General features: G+C 70.8%; 13 protein-coding genes and 2 riboswitches. Of the genes, 10 read left to right on the forward strand and 3 right to left on the reverse strand.

What is annotated here, in order from left to right:
- Positions 1 to 32: 32 nt before the first annotated feature.
- The 5 genes from AOK08_RS19390 to AOK08_RS19410 all read left to right on the forward strand — a co-directional run bounded on the left by AOK08_RS19390 (position 33) and on the right by AOK08_RS19410 (position 4,226).
- Positions 33 to 1,100 carry a WD40 repeat domain-containing protein gene (locus AOK08_RS19390; RefSeq protein ID WP_241827011.1) on the forward strand — a complete coding sequence of 356 codons (1,068 nt, stop codon included), beginning with the start codon at positions 33 to 35 and terminating at the stop codon, positions 1,098 to 1,100.
- Between the two features lie 242 nt (positions 1,101 to 1,342).
- A complete protein-coding gene (locus tag AOK08_RS19395; protein ID WP_055527501.1) occupies positions 1,343 to 2,467 on the forward strand; it encodes an outer membrane protein assembly factor BamB family protein in 1,125 nt (374 codons plus the stop codon).
- Between the two features lie 110 nt (positions 2,468 to 2,577).
- Positions 2,578 to 2,729, forward strand: a riboswitch (cobalamin riboswitch).
- A 35-nt stretch (positions 2,730 to 2,764) separates the two neighbouring features.
- Complete coding sequence (locus AOK08_RS19400) at positions 2,765 to 2,986, forward strand: CbtB domain-containing protein (RefSeq protein ID WP_055527503.1); 222 nt, start codon at positions 2,765 to 2,767, stop codon at positions 2,984 to 2,986.
- Positions 2,987 to 3,006: 20 nt separating this feature from the next.
- Complete coding sequence (locus AOK08_RS19405) at positions 3,007 to 3,765, forward strand: CbtA family protein (protein WP_055527505.1); 759 nt, start codon at positions 3,007 to 3,009, stop codon at positions 3,763 to 3,765.
- Between the two features lie 107 nt (positions 3,766 to 3,872).
- Positions 3,873 to 4,226: a hypothetical protein gene (locus AOK08_RS19410; RefSeq protein WP_055527507.1), complete on the forward strand. Its 354-nt coding sequence runs from the start codon at positions 3,873 to 3,875 to the stop codon at positions 4,224 to 4,226.
- A 90-nt stretch (positions 4,227 to 4,316) separates the two neighbouring features.
- Here AOK08_RS19410 and metE read toward each other — a convergent pair whose 3' ends face one another.
- Both metE and AOK08_RS19420 read right to left on the reverse strand, forming a co-directional pair.
- Positions 4,317 to 6,635, reverse strand: coding sequence for a 5-methyltetrahydropteroyltriglutamate--homocysteine S-methyltransferase (gene metE / locus AOK08_RS19415; protein ID WP_055527508.1), 2,319 nt, complete (start codon positions 6,633 to 6,635; stop codon positions 4,317 to 4,319).
- A gap of 165 nt (positions 6,636 to 6,800) precedes the next feature.
- Positions 6,801 to 7,029: riboswitch (cobalamin riboswitch) on the reverse strand.
- Between the two features lie 114 nt (positions 7,030 to 7,143).
- Positions 7,144 to 8,799, reverse strand: coding sequence for a purine-cytosine permease family protein (locus tag AOK08_RS19420; RefSeq protein WP_055527511.1), 1,656 nt, complete (start codon positions 8,797 to 8,799; stop codon positions 7,144 to 7,146).
- 407 nt (positions 8,800 to 9,206) lie between these two features.
- Here AOK08_RS19420 and AOK08_RS19425 point away from each other — a divergent pair, with 407 nt between their 5' ends.
- From AOK08_RS19425 to AOK08_RS19445, 5 genes are all read left to right on the forward strand, one after another.
- Complete coding sequence (locus tag AOK08_RS19425) at positions 9,207 to 11,315, forward strand: xanthine dehydrogenase family protein molybdopterin-binding subunit (protein ID WP_055527528.1); 2,109 nt, start codon at positions 9,207 to 9,209, stop codon at positions 11,313 to 11,315.
- Between the two features lie 38 nt (positions 11,316 to 11,353).
- A complete protein-coding gene (locus AOK08_RS19430; protein ID WP_055527515.1) occupies positions 11,354 to 11,839 on the forward strand; it encodes a (2Fe-2S)-binding protein in 486 nt (161 codons plus the stop codon).
- Positions 11,840 to 12,168: 329 nt separating this feature from the next.
- Positions 12,169 to 12,726 carry an RNA polymerase sigma factor gene (locus AOK08_RS19435; protein WP_079054133.1) on the forward strand — a complete coding sequence of 186 codons (558 nt, stop codon included), beginning with the start codon at positions 12,169 to 12,171 and terminating at the stop codon, positions 12,724 to 12,726.
- 102 nt (positions 12,727 to 12,828) lie between these two features.
- Positions 12,829 to 13,419 (forward strand): hypothetical protein, encoded by a 591-nt coding sequence (locus AOK08_RS19440; protein WP_055527521.1) that lies wholly within the window; start codon positions 12,829 to 12,831, stop codon positions 13,417 to 13,419.
- A gap of 146 nt (positions 13,420 to 13,565) precedes the next feature.
- Positions 13,566 to 15,119 (forward strand): ABC1 kinase family protein, encoded by a 1,554-nt coding sequence (locus AOK08_RS19445; RefSeq protein WP_055527523.1) that lies wholly within the window; start codon positions 13,566 to 13,568, stop codon positions 15,117 to 15,119.
- Here the strand turns inward: AOK08_RS19445 and AOK08_RS19450 are convergent.
- Positions 15,113 to 15,661 (reverse strand): aminotransferase class III-fold pyridoxal phosphate-dependent enzyme (locus tag AOK08_RS19450; RefSeq protein WP_157876729.1); only part of this gene is annotated, 549 nt, incomplete at its 5' end. The genes AOK08_RS19445 and AOK08_RS19450 overlap by 7 nt on opposite strands.

A 15,661-nucleotide genomic window follows, 5' to 3' on the forward strand; every position in this document is an offset into this window, starting at 1 on the left:
TCACCTGATCGTCCGGCCGCCACGATGGAGCCATGGCGGCGGCCGGACGATCAGGTGAGGCGGCGACCCGGTTCCGGCAGGACGAGGACGTGGTGCTCGCGGCCGACGGCACACCCTGGGGCCGTATATCGGCGTTCTCCGATTCCGCGTCCGGTCCGTCCGGGGGTGTCAACGCACTGGCGGTGGTGTCCCTCCCCGGTCGGCCGACGCTCGTGGCCGGCGCGGGCGACACGGGCGTGGTGTGCCTGTGGGACGCGGCCGACGGCCGACTCGTCCAAGATCCGCTGCCAGGACATCCTGACCGTGTCCGCTCGATGACCGCCCTGCCCCTGCCCGACGGCCGCGTCCTGCTGGCGAGCGGAGGCGACAGCGGGACGATCGCCGTGTGGAACCCTGTCACTGGGCAGCCGGTTCGCGAACCGGCCGGGGACTGGCCCGGCGGGGTGACCGGAATGTGCGCCGCGACCGTCCCCGACGGCGGCAGCCGCCTCGTCACCGCCACCCCCAAAGGCGCCGTCCGGTTGTGGGATCCGGACACCGGTGAGTGCGTGGGGCGCCTCAACCCTTATGGGAGTCCGATCCGGTCGATCGCCGCCGTCCCGATCTCCGCCGGTCACACGCTGATTGCGGCCTCGGACACCGCGGGCCGCCTCCACGTGTGGGATCCAGCCGTCGACGACCCCTGGGAGCCGGGTGCGGCCGTGCAGTTGAGCGCGCGTGCGCTCGCGGCTGCCGATCACCGCGTGGCGGCCGTGGCGACTGTGCCCACACCCGGCCGAGCCGTGCTGGCGACGGGAGACGACCGTGGCGTGGTCATGCTGTGGGACCTTGCCACCGGCGCCCCGATCGGCGACTGTCTGCCCGCCTCCACAGGCACCGCCGGCCTGCCGTTCATCACCGCCGCCACCCTGCGGGACGGGCGCATGGTCGTGGTCACCGGTACCGGTCACCGTCACCGACTGCGGGTATGGGAACCGGAGACCGGCGCGGTGGAGCACATCGCCCTGGACGCGGCGGTCACCTGTCTGGCCACCTCGGGCCCCAACCTGATCGTCGGACACGACCGCGGAGTCCTCAGCCTCCCGCTCACCAGACAGTGAACGCGTTCGGCCGCGACCTGTCGCGACCTGGGTCACCGAGGACGCCGTCCGGCGCCGTCGTCCGACTGTCCGGCGTTCTCCCCCGGGGCACGCGCAGCCGTCCCGCGTCGGCTGCCGCCGCAGCCGGGACCCCTCTGCCACGAGGCCGGACGCGGCCAACGGGCCGTGGGACCAAGCGGATTCATGGTTGCACCACTCAAACGCGACATGTCGGGGTTCGGCGCGTTGTCGGCTTCCGCGATGTGGTCGCCGCAGGCAGCCTCGACGAGCACCTCTACGCCGTGCGGGCTCACCGCCCCGGTGAAGCACCCGCCGAGGACCACCGTGCCGCCCCCGCGCATCCGATACGGACGAGCGCCGGTCGGGGACCCGTTCCGGCAGACCCCGCTCCGATCGGCGGCACCGTACGCTGGCGGGTGAAGGCCCCGGGCGCGGGTTACCGCACGGTGGCTGTCGCCGACGGCGTCGTGTACCAAGCCACCCGTCCTGGCGGCCTGTTGGCGCTGGACGCCGCCACAGGCCAGGAACGGTGGGGGCTGACGTCCGCGGTCCCGTTCCACTCGTCACCGGTGGTCGCCGACAACACCCTGTACATCCGCAACGGCAAGCACCTGTGGGCCGTGGACACGGTCACCGGCCGCATGCGGTGGAAGATCGCGACCGACTGCGTACAGGACGCGCGACCCGTGGTGGCCGACGGCACGCTGTACGTGGCCGGCCGTGGCGGCGTCCTCTGGGCCGTCGACGTGGTCACGGGCCGCAGCCTGTGGAAGCAACGGCTCAGGCCGCGCCGTCGACACTCCTACGAGCAGTTCACCGACCCGGCGGTGGCCGACGGCCAGGTCTACGTCTCCTTCCCCTACGACTCCCTGTACGCGGTGGACGCGGCCACAGGACGCAGGCTCTGGGAGGTGAGAACCCAAGCCTCACCGCACACCTCACCAGTGGTGGCCGACGGCACCCTCTATGTCGGCGGTGACCACAGCCTGATCGCGCTCGACGCCGCCGGCGGAGAGAAGCGCTGGGAGCGGCCCCTCGGCACGTCGACGTGGTCCACGCCCTCGGTCGTCGACGGGACCGTGTACATGGGCAGCAACCGCTGGTACCTGTGGGCCGTGGACGCCACCACAGGGGAGGAACGCTGGAAGCAGGAGACCGGAGCCGCTCGTCAGTCGTCGCCGGCGGTGGCGGAAGGCACCGTGTACATCGGCAGCGAAGACATGTCGCTCTGGGCGGTGGACGCCGCCACGGGCGAGGAACGCTGGCGTCTGCGAACCGGCGGGGAGGTGCAGGCGACGCCCGTGGTGGCCGACGGGACCGTGTACGTCACCAGCCTCGACGGTTTCCTGTACGCGATTCACACCTGACGCCCGGCGCCTGGCCGTTCCCGGGACAGTGAGCCGGACAGCGAGCGGGCCCGCGAGGTGATCACCACCTGGCGGGAGAGGCGGATCACGCCAGGTGGCATGCGGTATTGGCCATGGACGTGCCAGACGGTACCGTCAGTCCGATATCGACGACGGCGAAACGGAAGCCGGTGAGAGTCCGGCACGGTCGCGCCACTGTGTACGGGACGCCCTGACGGGGCGCTTCGTGAGTCAGACCCGTGGCCGTCGTCCTGTGCACCACCGAGATGGGACGCGAACTCCCAGAGGAGGCCTGCCATGGCCCAGCATGTCGCATCGCCGACAGTCACCACCCCCGTCGTTCCGGCCAAGCTGCCGCTCAAGGACATCGCCCCCTGGGCGGTCTTCTTCGGAGTCCTGATGCTGGTCCTGCTGTACTTCGTCGGCGCCGAGCAGGGCGCCACCTCCGTCGTCTCCGGCGAGGACGTCCACGAGTGGGTGCACGACGCCCGTCACCTCCTCGGCTTCCCCTGCCACTGACGAAGGACGTCGCGCACTCCATGAACTCCGCAACGGTAAGAAACCTGCTCGTGCGGGGCATGCTCGCCGGCCTCGGCGCCGGCCTGCTCGCCCTGATCGTCGCCTACTTCCTCGGTGAACCGAACGTCGACAAGGCGATCGGCTTCGAGGCCGCCCACGCCCCCGCCCACGAGCACGAGGTCGAACTCGTCTCCCGCTCCCTTCAGTCCACCGCCGGCCTGGCCACCGGTGTCCTGATCTACGGGGTCGCCTTCGGCGGTATCGCCGCCCTGGCCTACTGCTTCGCGCTCGGCCGCCTCGGCCGCTTCACCCCGCGCGCCACCGCACTGCTGCTGTCCGGCTGCGCGCTGCTCGCGGTGTACGTCGTGCCGTTCCTGAAGTACCCGGCCAACCCGCCGGCGGTCGGCAACGGCGACACCATCGGCAAGCGCACCACCCTGTACCTGCTGATGATGGTCCTCAGCGTGCTCCTCGCGGTCGCCGCCACCATCCTGGGCAAGCGGCTCGCCCCGAGCCTGGGCACCTGGTACGCCACCGTCGCCGCGGTGGCCGCCTTCGCCCTCGCGATCGGACTGGCGTACGCCTTCCTGCCCGTCGTCAACGAGGTGCCGGGCGACTTCCCGGCCACGGTGCTGTGGCGCTTCCGCGTCTCCGCCCTGGCCATCCAGATCACCCTGTGGGGCACCTTCGGCCTCGTGTTCGGCGAACTCGCCGAGCGGCTGCTCCACCCCAAGCCCGTGACAGCCGCCACAGCCCGACCGGTGGCCGCACCCCACTGACATGACCCGCCACACGAGCCAGGGCCCACGGAACCGTCCGCGGGCCCTCTCGCGTTCCCCGGACCGGTCGTACGGGGAACACCCGGGCGAGGAGCGGAGGAACCGACTTGGCCGGACGACGACCCCAGCCGCGCCGCATCACCCTGGGTGGCCGTGAGGCGGTCGCCCTCACCGTGGCGGAGTACGAGCGACTGCTCGCGAGCCGACGTCAGGTCGGCGGCCAGAGCGCGCGCGTACGAGTACTCGCCCAACAGGTCAAACGGACCGAACAGCTCCTGCGGGACCTCGAAACCCTCGTCGAGGCCCCGCCGGACGACAGCCAGGAGCCGGCCCCGACCGCGCCGGGAGAATGCACACCCCCCTGCCGCACCGCCAAGACCGCGAGCCGGGGGCAGCCCGAGGACTGTCTGCGGTGCGCGATAGCGGCGTTACTGCGCCGCCACAGGGAGCCCGACTCCTGAACCGCACGGGAGTGCTTCCCGCGGTCGTGTCGGAGGGCCGGGGGAGGTGGGCGGGTGCCGCCTGCCTCCCCCGGCCCATGGCGCTCGCTGTCAGGACGCGGAGAGTTCCGCCCGGACCGTGCGGGCGGCGGTGACCAGGTTCTCCAGTGAGGTACGGGTCTCGGGCCAGGCGCGGGTCTTCAGGCCGCAGTCGGGGTTGACCCACAGGCGTTCGGCGGGGATGGCCTCAAGTCCCTTGCGCAGCAGGGCAGCCGCCTCGGCCGCGTCCGGTACGCGCGGGGAGTGGATGTCGTACACACCCGGTCCCGCTTCCCGGGGGTAGCCGTGGGCGGCGAGTTCGCGGGCGACCCGCATGTGGGAGCGGGCGGCTTCGAGGCTGATGACATCCGCGTCGAGGTCGTCGATGGCCTGGACGATGTCGCCGAACTCGGCGTAGCACATGTGGGTGTGGACCTGGGTGTCCGGACGGACACCGGCGGTGCTGAGGCGGAACGCCTCTGTGGCCCAGGCCAGGTAGGCCGGGTGGTCGGCGGCCCGCAGCGGCAGTGTCTCGCGCAGTGCGGGTTCGTCGACCTGGATGACCGAAGTCCCGGCCGCCTCAAGGTCGTTCACCTCGTCGCGCAGGGCGAGGGCGACCTGCCGCGCGGTGTCGGCGAGGGGCTGGTCGTCGCGGACGAAGGACCAGGCGAGCATGGTGACCGGTCCGGTGAGCATGCCCTTGACCGGCCGTGACGTGAGGGACTGGGCGTATGTCGTCCAGCGCACCGTCATCGGCTCGGGGCGGGAGATGTCGCCGGCCAGGATCGGCGGGCGGACGTACCGGGTGCCGTACGACTGGACCCAGCCGTGCTGGGTGGCGAGGTAGCCGGTGAGCTGCTCAGCGAAGTACTGGACCATGTCGTTGCGTTCGGGCTCGCCATGGACGAGGACGTCCAGGCCGGTCTTCTCCTGGAAGGAGATCACCTCGCCGATCTCCGCCCTGATCAGCTTCTCGTACCCGGCGCTGTCGATCCGGCCCGCCCTCAAGTCGGCTCGGGCGGTGCGCAGTTCGGTGGTCTGGGGGAAGGAGCCGATGGTGGTGGTCGGCAGCAACGGCAGGCGCAGATGGGCGTGTTGGGCGGCGGTGCGTTCGGCGTACGGCTGGCAGCGGCGGGTGTCGGCGTCCGTGACGGCGGCGGCACGCGCCCGTACGGCGGGGTCGCGGGTCAGGGGGGAGTCCGCGCGGGCGGCGAGGTCGGCGCGGTTGGCGGCGAGTTCGCCCGAGATCGCGCCCGTGCCCAGGGCGAGGCCCTTGGCGAGGGTGACGACCTCGGCGGTCTTCTGACGGGCGAAGGCCAGCCAGCGCAGGATCTGTGCGTCGATGTCCCGCTCCGGCGCGGTGTCCAGGGGCACATGGAGCAGGGAGCAGGAGGCGGCGACGTCGACCCGGTCGGTCAGGCCCAGCAGGGTGCCGAGGGTGGCGAGTGACTTCTCCAGGTCGTTGGCCCAGATGTTGCGGCCGTTGACCACGCCTGCGACCAGACGCTTGCCGGGCAGTCCGCCCACGGCGGCGAGAGCCTCCAGATTGGCGGCGGCGGCCTCGGTGAAGTCCAGGGCCAGGCCTTCGACGGGGGCCTTGGCCAGGACGGGGAGCGCGTCACCGAGGCGGTCGAAGTACGAGGCGACCAGCAGCTTGGGCCGGTCGGTGAGGGTGCCGAGGGCACGGTAGGCGCGGGCGGCGGCGTCCAGCTCGGCCGGGGTACGGTCCTGGACGAGGGCGGGCTCGTCGAGCTGTACCCACTCCGCGCCGGCCGCGCGCAGATCGGCGAGGATCTCGGCGTACACCGGGAGCAGCCGGTCCAGCAGGGTGAGCGGGTCGAAGCCGGCGGGGACGCCCGGTGCGGGCTTGGCCAGCAGCAGATAGGTGACCGGGCCGACCAGGACGGGGCGGGCGCTGAGTCCGAGGGTGAGGGCCTCGCCCAACTCCGCGAGCTGCTTGGCCGGGTGAGCGGTGAAGACGGTTTCGGGGCTCAACTCGGGGACCAGGTAGTGGTAGTTGGTGTCGAACCACTTGGTCATCTCCAGCGGCGCCACGTCCTGCGTACCGCGTGCCATGGCGAAGTAGCCGTCCAGGGCGTCGGCTTCGACGGCGGCACGGTGGCGTCGCGGGATCGCGCCGACCATGACGGTGGTGTCCAGGACGTGGTCGTAGTACGAGAAGTCGCCGGTGGGCACTTCCTCGATTCCGGCCTCGGCGAGCTGGCGCCAGTTGCCCCGGCGCAGTTCTGCGGCCGTGGCATGGAGGGCGTCGGCGGTGAGGCGGCCCTTCCAGTAGCCCTCGATCGCCTTCTTCAGTTCCCGGTTCGGGCCCTGGCGGGGGTAGCCGTACACGGTGGATCGTGCCGCCGCGGCTGCGGACCTGGCTGTCACGGAAATCTCCTTCGCGAGATGAATCCCTGAGATCCCGGGACGGGACGAGGACGCGAAGGGGTGACGAACCGGACGGGACCGATCTCACGCGGCAGGGCGCGGTCGTCCGCCTGGTATGTACGCCGACCCGCCCACGAGGTCACCGGGATGTCCGCGCACGAGTCGTACGTACGCGGGCAACGGGCAGGTCTTCGGACTCGCGGGCACGTCCTCCCAGAACCAAGGGAGGACACCTACTGGCCGTCGCTTCCCAGACCCTGTTCGTCGGGTCCAGTGCGTATGACGGCGGTCGTTCTCGCTCACCGCTGCGGGGCAGTCCCGGACTTCCACCGGGTTCCCTCTTGCGACGCATCCCGCCTGGCGGACGGGGCGAACCAGTTGCGTCAGCCAGCCTAAGGGGCGGGACCCGCACCGCGTCGGATCACGTCCGCCATTCGGATGGTGAGGAGGGACACGCGGCCGGCGCGCTTGAAGCGCGCCGACAGCGGGAAACGCCGCTCCGGGGTGTTCAGGCCTTCGCGGGTTGTGCGGGCAGTACGTGGTCGCCGACGTTGTCGGTGCTCAGGCACAGGGAACAGACCATGGCGTCATGGGTCCGGCAGGCGGCCAGGTCGGGGCGCTCGTAGGGCTGGTGGCACACGTGACAGTCGTACGTCGTCGCGCTGGGGTTGCCGTCCCCGTCCAGCAGCGGCTCCTCGATGCCGTCGTCCGTGCGGCGCAGGTAGTACCTGCCCCTGGTGACGACGGCCATGAGCGGGGTGAGGACGAAGGCGATGACGGCCGCGGCGACGGGGGAGTACGGCTGGAGGGTGTCGCCCAGGGCGTGGAAGTACATGGCGATGGACAGCCCGGACGCGGCGACGAAGGCCACCACACCCACCGGGTTGACCGCGTGGAGCATGCCCCGGCGGAACTCGGGCTGGAGCGGGGACAGTTTCAGCAGGTACTTGTTGACACCGATGTCGGTGGCGACGGTGACGACCCAGGCGATGGCGCAGTTCGAGTAGAAGCCGAGGATGTCGTTGAGGAAACTGAACATGTCGGCTTCCATCAGGGCGAGCGCGAAGCCCAGGTTGACCAGGACGAAGACCATGCGTCCCGGGTAGTGCCTGGTGACCCGGGTGAAGGAGTTGGTCCAGGCGAGCGAGCCGGAGTAGGCGTTGGTGACGTTGATCTTGATCTGGCTGATGACGACGAGGGCCACGGCCAGCGGGACGACCAGCCAGGACGGCATCATCGCGTCGAAGGCGCCACGGAACTGCTGGATCGGCTCGGGTGCGGCGTCCGCGCCGACCTTGGCCAGGATGTAGACGGCGAGAAAGACCCCGATGGCCTGCTTCAGCGCCCCGAGGACCACCCACCCGGGTCCGGCCATGATGACGGCGGTCCACCAACTGCGCTTGTTCGCCTCGGTCTTGGGCGGCATGAAGCGCAGGTAGTCGATCTGCTCGCCGATCTGGGCGATGAGGGAGAGACAGACACCCGCGCCCAGCAGCACGGACGCGGTGTTGACGCCGCCCTTGCCGTCGGTGCCGGCGTAGGAGAGGAAGCGGTCGATGGTGCCGGGGTCGGTGGAGACGAGGTAGACGAGCGGGGCGACCATCAGGACCAGCCAGACGGGCGTGGTCCACACCTGGAGCTTGCTGAGCGCCTTCATGCCGTAGATGACCAGCGGGATGACCATCAGCGTGGAGAGGGCGTAGCCCAGCCAGAGCGGCAGTCCGAGGCCCAGTTTCAGGCCCTGGGCCATGATGGAGCCTTCGAGGGCGAAGAAGATGAAGGTGAAGCTGGCGAAGATGACGCTGGTGAGGACAGAGCCGTAGTAGCCGAAGCCGGAGCCGCGGGTGATCAGGTCCAGGTCGATGTTGTAGCGGGCGCCGTAGTAGGCGAGCGGGAAACCCGTGAGGAAGATGACTACGGCGGCGACGGCGATCGCCACGAGCGCGTTTCCGGTGCCATGGGCCAGACCGATGCCCGCGCCGATGGAGAAGTCGGCCATGTAGGCGATACCGCCGAGTGCCGTGGTGGCGACCACCATCGGGGTCCAGCGGCGGTAACTGCGGGGAGCGAAGCGGAGGGTGTAGTCCTCCAGGGTCTCCTTCGTCGCCTGGCTGGTCGCGGAGCTCGGTGCCGTGGTGGTCTGAGGTGACTCGGTGGTGCTCATAGGCAGCCCTTCGGGGACGTGGGGATGCTGCGGGCCGGTGCGAGTGCCAGTGCGAGTGCCAGTGCCGTGCGGGGAGCGGTGAGCGGTGGGGCGCTCCCGGCGGACGGCTTCGAATCCACGAGCGGACACGCTAGAAACCTCGTGTTTCCGCGAGGGGTCACGAGGCGTGAACGGATCGTTTCCGTAAATTTCCCCGTCAGGTGGGTCGGTGAAGGGCGGCTTCGCGAAATGACCGCCCACAACCCGGTGCCGCCACGCAACCGAGAAGGCGCGAGGGCCCTCATAGACAGAAGACGCACCGACAGCGGGCGTGGTGACGGACCGTCAGAAACGGGCGGTAAGTCGGGTGAACCGGCAGGCAATCGACAGGGGTGGCGATGGAACGGCAGTGGTCCCGCCGGAGGTTCATGGTCTACTCGCTGGCCGCGACGACGCTGACCGTGGCCGCGCCGATCGGCTGTGACTCGTCCACGGCCGAGGGCGCCGAGCGCGCGGACGCGAGCGCGCGGCCCGGCGTCCTGGTGACCGGTGACGACGAGGAGATGCTGGTCCTGGAGGTAACCGCCGCGAACCGGGTCGTCGTCCGGCTGCCGCGCGCCGAGGTCGGCCAGGGTGTCACCACCGCGGTCGCCATGATGATCGCCGAGGAACTGGACGCCCGCCTGGCCGACGTCGACATCCCCCTCTCCGACGCCCGTACCAGGGGAAACCAGTTCACCGGCGGTTCGAACTCGGTCGGCTCCCTGTACGGACCGGCCCGGGCGCTGGCCGCCACCGCGCGCGCCAAGCTGGTGACCGCCGCCTCCCGGCGCTGGGGCCTGCCCGCGCGCGCACTGTGGACCAAGGACACGATGGTGATCGCGCCGGACGGGCGTACGGCCACCTTCGGCTCGCTCACCGAGGCCGCCGCGCGGATCACCCGGCCGGCCGTGCCCACCACGCCCAAACCGGCCGCCCGGCACAAGGTGATCGGAAAGCCGACGACCCGCATCGACGCGCGGGACATCATCACCGGCAAGGCGCAGTACGCCGGTGACCTGAACGTGGCCGGTGCGAAACCGACCGTGGTGGCCCGGCCCCCGACGATCGGCGGGAAGATCCGCGCCGTCGACGACCGGGCGGCCCGTGCCATGCCGGGCGTCCGCGCGGTCGTACGGGTCGCGGGCGGGGTCGCCGTGGTCGCGGACACCTTCCACCACGCCTTCAAGGCCAAAGACGCCCTGCGGATCACCTGGGCCCCGGGCCCGCTGGCCGCGCTCTCCGACACGGCCGTCCGGTCCCGGCTGCGCGCCGCCGTACCGCCGCTGGGCGCGGCGCCGAGCGGATCGACACAGGTGACCGGCGAGTTCGAGTTCGCGTTCATCGGCCACTCCCCGATGGAGGTGCTGACCACGGTGGCGGACGTCCGCGCGGACCGGGCCGAGCTGTGGTTCTCCAGTCAGGGACCGATGTTTGCCCGGGACGACATCGCCGCCGCGGTCGGACTCCCGGCGTCGAAGGTCAAGGTCCATGTCACGCGGGGCGGCGGCTCGTTCGGGCGGCGGCTGAACCACGACTTCGCGCTGGAGGCCGCCCTCGTCTCCAAGGCGGCCCGTATGCCGGTCAAACTGATGTGGAGCCGCAGCGACGACCTGCGGCACGGCAGGATGCGCCCGGCCACCCACCACCGGATCAGGGTCAGCCACAAGAACGGCCAAGTGGTGGCCTTCACCCACGCGTTGGCCTCGGCGAACGAGGGTGCGGTGCGGGACGGTGCCCGTGCGCAGGGCGGGGTGACGTCCGCGCTGACCCGGGCGGGGCGTGGCCCGTCGGCGGGCCCGGTGCCCAGCGACAGCGGGCTGTACAACTTCGGTCGGCTGTCGGGGAATTGGGGCTCGGTGGAGCTGGCGGCGATACCGCTGGGCGCATGGCGCTCGGTCGACTCCGGGACGACCCGGACCGCCGAGGAGATCATGGTCGACGAGACCGCCCGCAGCCTCGGCAAGGACCCGGTCGCCTTCCGGCGCACCACACTCCGGAGCAAGGCCGTGCGTGCCGTCCTCGACAAGGCGGCGTCCGCCGGGAGTTGGGGGCGGACCATGCCGGCCGGCCACGGGCAGGGCATCGCGGTCCACGAGGAGTACGGCTCCTGCGTGGCCTGCCTGATCGAGATCGACGCCACCGACCCGAAGAACCCGCGGGTGACCAGGGCGGTGCTGGCGGCCGACGTCGGAATCGCCGTGAATCCGCGTGGACTTGAGGCCCAGCTCATGGGCGCCACGATCGACGGCATCTCCACCGTCCTGCAAGCCGGGCTCCACATCGACCGGGGCGCGATCCGCGAGAGCAGCTTCGCCGACTTCCACTACGCCCGTCAGCGGCACGCCCCGCTGCGCTTCGAGGCGCACATCATGCCGTCGAAGGGCGAGCCCGGCGGGGCCGGTGAACTCGGGGTGCCGGCCGCGGCGGGCGCGGTCGCCAACGCGTACGCCCGCGCGACGGGCACCAAACCCCGCCGCTTCCCGCTCAACTTCTGACCTCTGCCCCGTACGACCTCGCCTCCGAGAGGGTTCCGATGCCCAGCTACACCTTCGACCTCAACGGCAAGCCGGTCACCGTCGAGGCCCCGGCCGACATGCCGCTGCTCTGGGTGCTGCGCGACCTGCTGCATGTGACCGGCCCCAAGTACGGCTGCGGGGTCGGGGTCTGCCGCGCCTGCACCAGCCATCTCGACGGCGCCGAGATCCAGCCCTGTGTCGTGCCGGTCGCCGACTGCGCGGACCGGAAGGTCACCACCATCGAGGGGCTGGCCGACGGCGACACGCTGCACCCCGTCCAGCAGGCGTGGCTCGACCAGGATGTGGCACAGTGCGGCTTCTGCCAGCCGGGGCAGATCATGGCCGCGGCGGCGCTGCTGCGGCAGACCTCCGAGCCGACCGACGCGGACATCGACCGCATCGAGAACGTCTGCCGCTGCGGCACGTACTGCAGGATCCGCGAGGCCATCAAACAGGCCGCCGCACAGACGTCCGCACAGACCGCGGCGCAGACCGAGGGCTGAGCGGCGGGACAGAAGCAGGTCGGCCGGTATTGGCGAGTTCGATTCCGCCATGGCCGATATGGGTATGCTGCCGGTGAATGATTTCACCGGCCTGATCTTGATGTGACGTTTCTGCGCAAACAGGCCGAGCTCGCAGTCATATGGGTTTTTATAGCATGGTGCGCCGTGTGTTGAAGGCGCTTCCTGCTTTTTCCATTCGGACGAGTGGTAGGCAATCGGCTCGGTTTGTCCGTGAGTTGACCCGGACAGTCCTTTCCCGTCGGGTTGGGGACAGGGCGTGCGAATATTCTGGATTCGCGCTCACGGGACATTTCGGGGCCGTGTACTGCATGAATTTGAAAGACTGCGTTGGAGACCACGCAAGTGTCGACGGAAAAATCCCTCGCGATTCGTCCTGGGAGGAGATCGCCGGCCACCGGGAACGACTGATGCGACTGGTCCGCCGGCGGCTGCCGACCGCCCAGGACGCGGAGGACTGTGTCCAGGAGACGATGCTGCGGGCGGCGGCCCACGACAACCTGGACCAGGAGCGGATCGGACCCTTTCTGACCTCGGTCGCGCTGCGGCTGTGCGTCGACCACTACCGCGAACTCGAGCGCAGACGGCGGCTGGTGGGCCGTACCGCGCACGTCAGCAGGCCCGAGCTGCCGGACGAGGACGTGTGCGACGAGGACTTCGGACGGTGGCTGCTGCGCCAGGTCCAGGAACTGCGGGGCCGGGAGCGCCAGGTCATGCTGGCCCGCGCGGACGGTATCTCCACGATGGAGTTCGCCCGTATGCACCAGATCTCGCTGAAGGCGGCCGAGGGCGCGTTCACCCGGGGGCGGGCACGGCTGCGGCTCGTGTGCGCCCAGACGCTGGACGGGGTCACGGCACACCACAGGTAACGGACGGCCGAATGTGATCCCGATGTGATCCCGGCGTGCGTCCGGCCTCTTGTGAACGACTCCCGAATTTTCGGGGGTTCAGTCGACAAGGAAGGCGTTGTTGTGGGCAGGAACAATACACAGGACACGATCAAGGACTTCATCGGCGATATCGCCGACAGTACGAAGAAGGCCTTCGACGATATTCTCGACCGTAAGCAGGACAACTATCACGCCACGGAATGGATGGCCCCCGGCAATCCGTACCAGGCGTTGAACGGATTGCCCGGGGAGGTGCTGCGGACCGTCAGCGCGCTCTCGGCCCTCGGCGGAGTGGCCAATCCCGTCGCGGCACTGGCGAACGCCGCCAACGCCGCCGCCGGAGTGGGCGCCGCCAACCCCCTGGCCGCGCTGACGGGCGCGGCCCCCAACCCGCTGGCCGCCCTCACCGGAGCGGCCCCCAACCCCCTCGCCGCACTCGCGGGCGGCGGCGCGAATCCGCTGGCCGCGTTCGGACAGATGGCGGGCGGGGCCGCGTCGGCCGTGTCGGGAGCGGCCGACATGGCGGAAGGGCTGGCGGCGCTGCCGCGGCAGATCGCCCAGCTCTCCGAGCTCGTCGCCAACCTGGTCGGCGTGCTGGAGAGCGTGCAGTCGGTGGCCGGAGCGGTGACGGGCGGTGCCGCCCGGCCCTCGGCGGCGAGGAAGAGCGTCTGACGCGGAGCGGCTGACGGCGGGGTGACCGACGGCGGGGCGGGGCCTGTCCCCGCCCCGCCGGACCGGCCACCCCCAACTCCCGTACCAGGCACGTACATACACGTACGCACTCCAGGCAACGCGCCACACACAGAAGGTCGTGACACATGGGCAGTGCCCTGCTCGGCAGCCGGCTCCGGCTGGTCGTGAAGGTGCTGGGAGGTCTGGCGGCCGAAGAGGCCGGCCGGCTCGCCCGGGACCGCCGCCGCTCCCGGCGCGCGGCCGACGGCGAGGAGGAAGAGGGGGACGTCGAGAACGGCACCCGGCGCGCCAAGGCCGTACGGCACGCACTCGAAAGCCTCGGCCCCTTCTACGTGAAGCTCGGGCAGATCCTCTCCACCCGGCCCGACATGGTGCCCGCCTCGATGATCGCCGAGCTGCAGAACCTGCACGACCAGGTCGACGTGCAGCCCTTCGCCGTCTTCGAACCCGTGCTCAGGGAGCAGCTCGGACCGGACTGGAAGCGCCGGTTCGACGACATCGACACCGTACGACCGCTCGGCGCGGCCTCCCTGGCCCAGGTGTACCGGGTCATCCTGCCCGGCGGGCGGCCGGCGGTGGTGAAGGTGCAGCGGCCCGGGATCCGGGACGCGGTCCGCGCGGACATGGCGCTGATGCGCAGGGCGTCCCGGATCGTCGCCCGCACCGCGCCCCGCTTCAACGAGGTCATCGACGTGGAGGCGATGCTCGGCTCGATCTTCGACGCCATGGAACCGGAACTCGACTTCACCGGCGAGGCCCGCAACATGGACGAGGCCCGCGAGCACATCAAGCGCTATCCGGCCCTCGCCGTGCCCCGGGTCGTCCACGCGACCCCGAAGGTGCTGGTGCAGTCCTTGGCACCCGGGTCCTCCGTACGGCACCTGGACCGCGGCTCGTTCAGCGACCGGGAGCGCACGGACATCGGCAAGGACCTGCTGCGTTTCATGTACCGCGGCTACTTCGTCGACCGCATGTTCCACGCCGACCCGCACGCCGGGAACGTCTTCGCGCTGCCCGGCGGCCCGGCCACGCTCATCGACTGGGGCATGATCGGCCGCCTCGACCGGCGTACGAGCCTGCAACTGCTGCCCCTCCTGATGGCCCTCGCCCAGAACGACGGCCATGGACTCGCCTGGGCCTGGGCGGACATGGGGCGCGTCACCCCGTGGTCCAACCTGCCCGCGTTCGCCGCCGACATGGCCGCTCTGGTGCCCAAGGTCGCCACGGCCTCCCTGGACGACCTCAACTTCGGGGTGTCCCTGACGACCGTGCTGGAGAAGGCGACCAAGCGGGGCATCGGCTCGGCGCCCGCCATCTCCCTGCTCGGCAAGTCCTTCGCCAACCTGGAGGGTTCGGTGCGCTGCCTGGCCCCGGAGATCAGCCTCGCGGACGTCTTCAAGGCGGAGGCGCGGGGCATCGTCATGGCCCTGCTGCGCGAGTACTTCTCCCTCGACCAGGCGGCCCGCAACACCATGGACTTCCTGTCCTTCGCCGTGTCCGCGCCCGAACAGCTGCGCGGCATCCTCTCCGACGCGGCGGGCCGCCAGTTCGCCCTCCAGCTCCACGAACCGCACACCCCGGCCGGCATGGGAGGGCAGCGGCCCTGGACCCCTTCGCGGGGCCTGATGGTGCTCGGCGCCGCCGCCCTCCTCTTCGACCGCCGCCGCCCGCATCACTGACCGGGATCTCGCCCCATCCGCCGCGCCACATCGTGCAGCGCCTGCGCCAGGGTCGTCAGGAACAGCCCCTCCTCGTCGTCGCCGACGATCGCGGGCGGTGTCAGGCGCAGCACCCGGGAGGCGTTGAGGGAGTGGTTCACGAGCACGCCCCGGCCGACCAGTTCGAGGACCAGTTCACCGACGGCCTGCTCCCGGGTGAACTCCAGCCCGATCAGCAGCCCCCGCCCGCGCACCTCCCGGACGAGCCCGCCTCCGTACGGCGCGCAGACCGCCCGGACCCCCGCGAGCAGCCGCTCACCGAGCACCCGTGCCCGGGCGACGACATCCTCCCTGGCCAGCGCCTCGACCGCGGCCCGCGCCGCCGCGCACGCGATCGGCGAGGCGGCGAACGTCGACGTGTGGAGGTAGGGGTCGCGGGAGAACGGGCCGTACGCCGTCTCCGTCGCGACCATCGCCGCGACGGGCACCACCCCGCCGCTCAGCCCCTTGCCGACGAGGAGGACGTCCGGCATGACCTCCCCGGCACCCTCGACGCCCTCCTG

This window comes from Streptomyces graminilatus, assembly GCF_001418565.1.
Lineage (GTDB): Bacteria > Actinomycetota > Actinomycetes > Streptomycetales > Streptomycetaceae > Streptomyces > Streptomyces graminilatus.

Bases quoted from the DNA above. Each gene is read 5' to 3' on its own strand.
- AOK08_RS19390 (WP_241827011.1), top strand. From the start codon at position 33: ATGGCGGCGGCCGGACGATCAGGTGAGGCGGCGACCCGGTTCCGGCAG.
- AOK08_RS19400 (WP_055527503.1), top strand. From the start codon at position 2,765: ATGGCCCAGCATGTCGCATCGCCGACAGTCACCACCCCCGTCGTTCCG.
- AOK08_RS19405 (WP_055527505.1), top strand. From the start codon at position 3,007: ATGAACTCCGCAACGGTAAGAAACCTGCTCGTGCGGGGCATGCTCGCC.
- AOK08_RS19420 (WP_055527511.1), bottom strand. From the start codon at position 8,799: ATGAGCACCACCGAGTCACCTCAGACCACCACGGCACCGAGCTCCGCG.
- AOK08_RS19425 (WP_055527528.1), top strand. From the start codon at position 9,207: ATGGTCTACTCGCTGGCCGCGACGACGCTGACCGTGGCCGCGCCGATC.
- AOK08_RS19430 (WP_055527515.1), top strand. From the start codon at position 11,354: ATGCCCAGCTACACCTTCGACCTCAACGGCAAGCCGGTCACCGTCGAG.
- AOK08_RS19435 (WP_079054133.1), top strand. From the start codon at position 12,169: ATGAATTTGAAAGACTGCGTTGGAGACCACGCAAGTGTCGACGGAAAA.
- AOK08_RS19445 (WP_055527523.1), top strand. From the start codon at position 13,566: ATGGGCAGTGCCCTGCTCGGCAGCCGGCTCCGGCTGGTCGTGAAGGTG.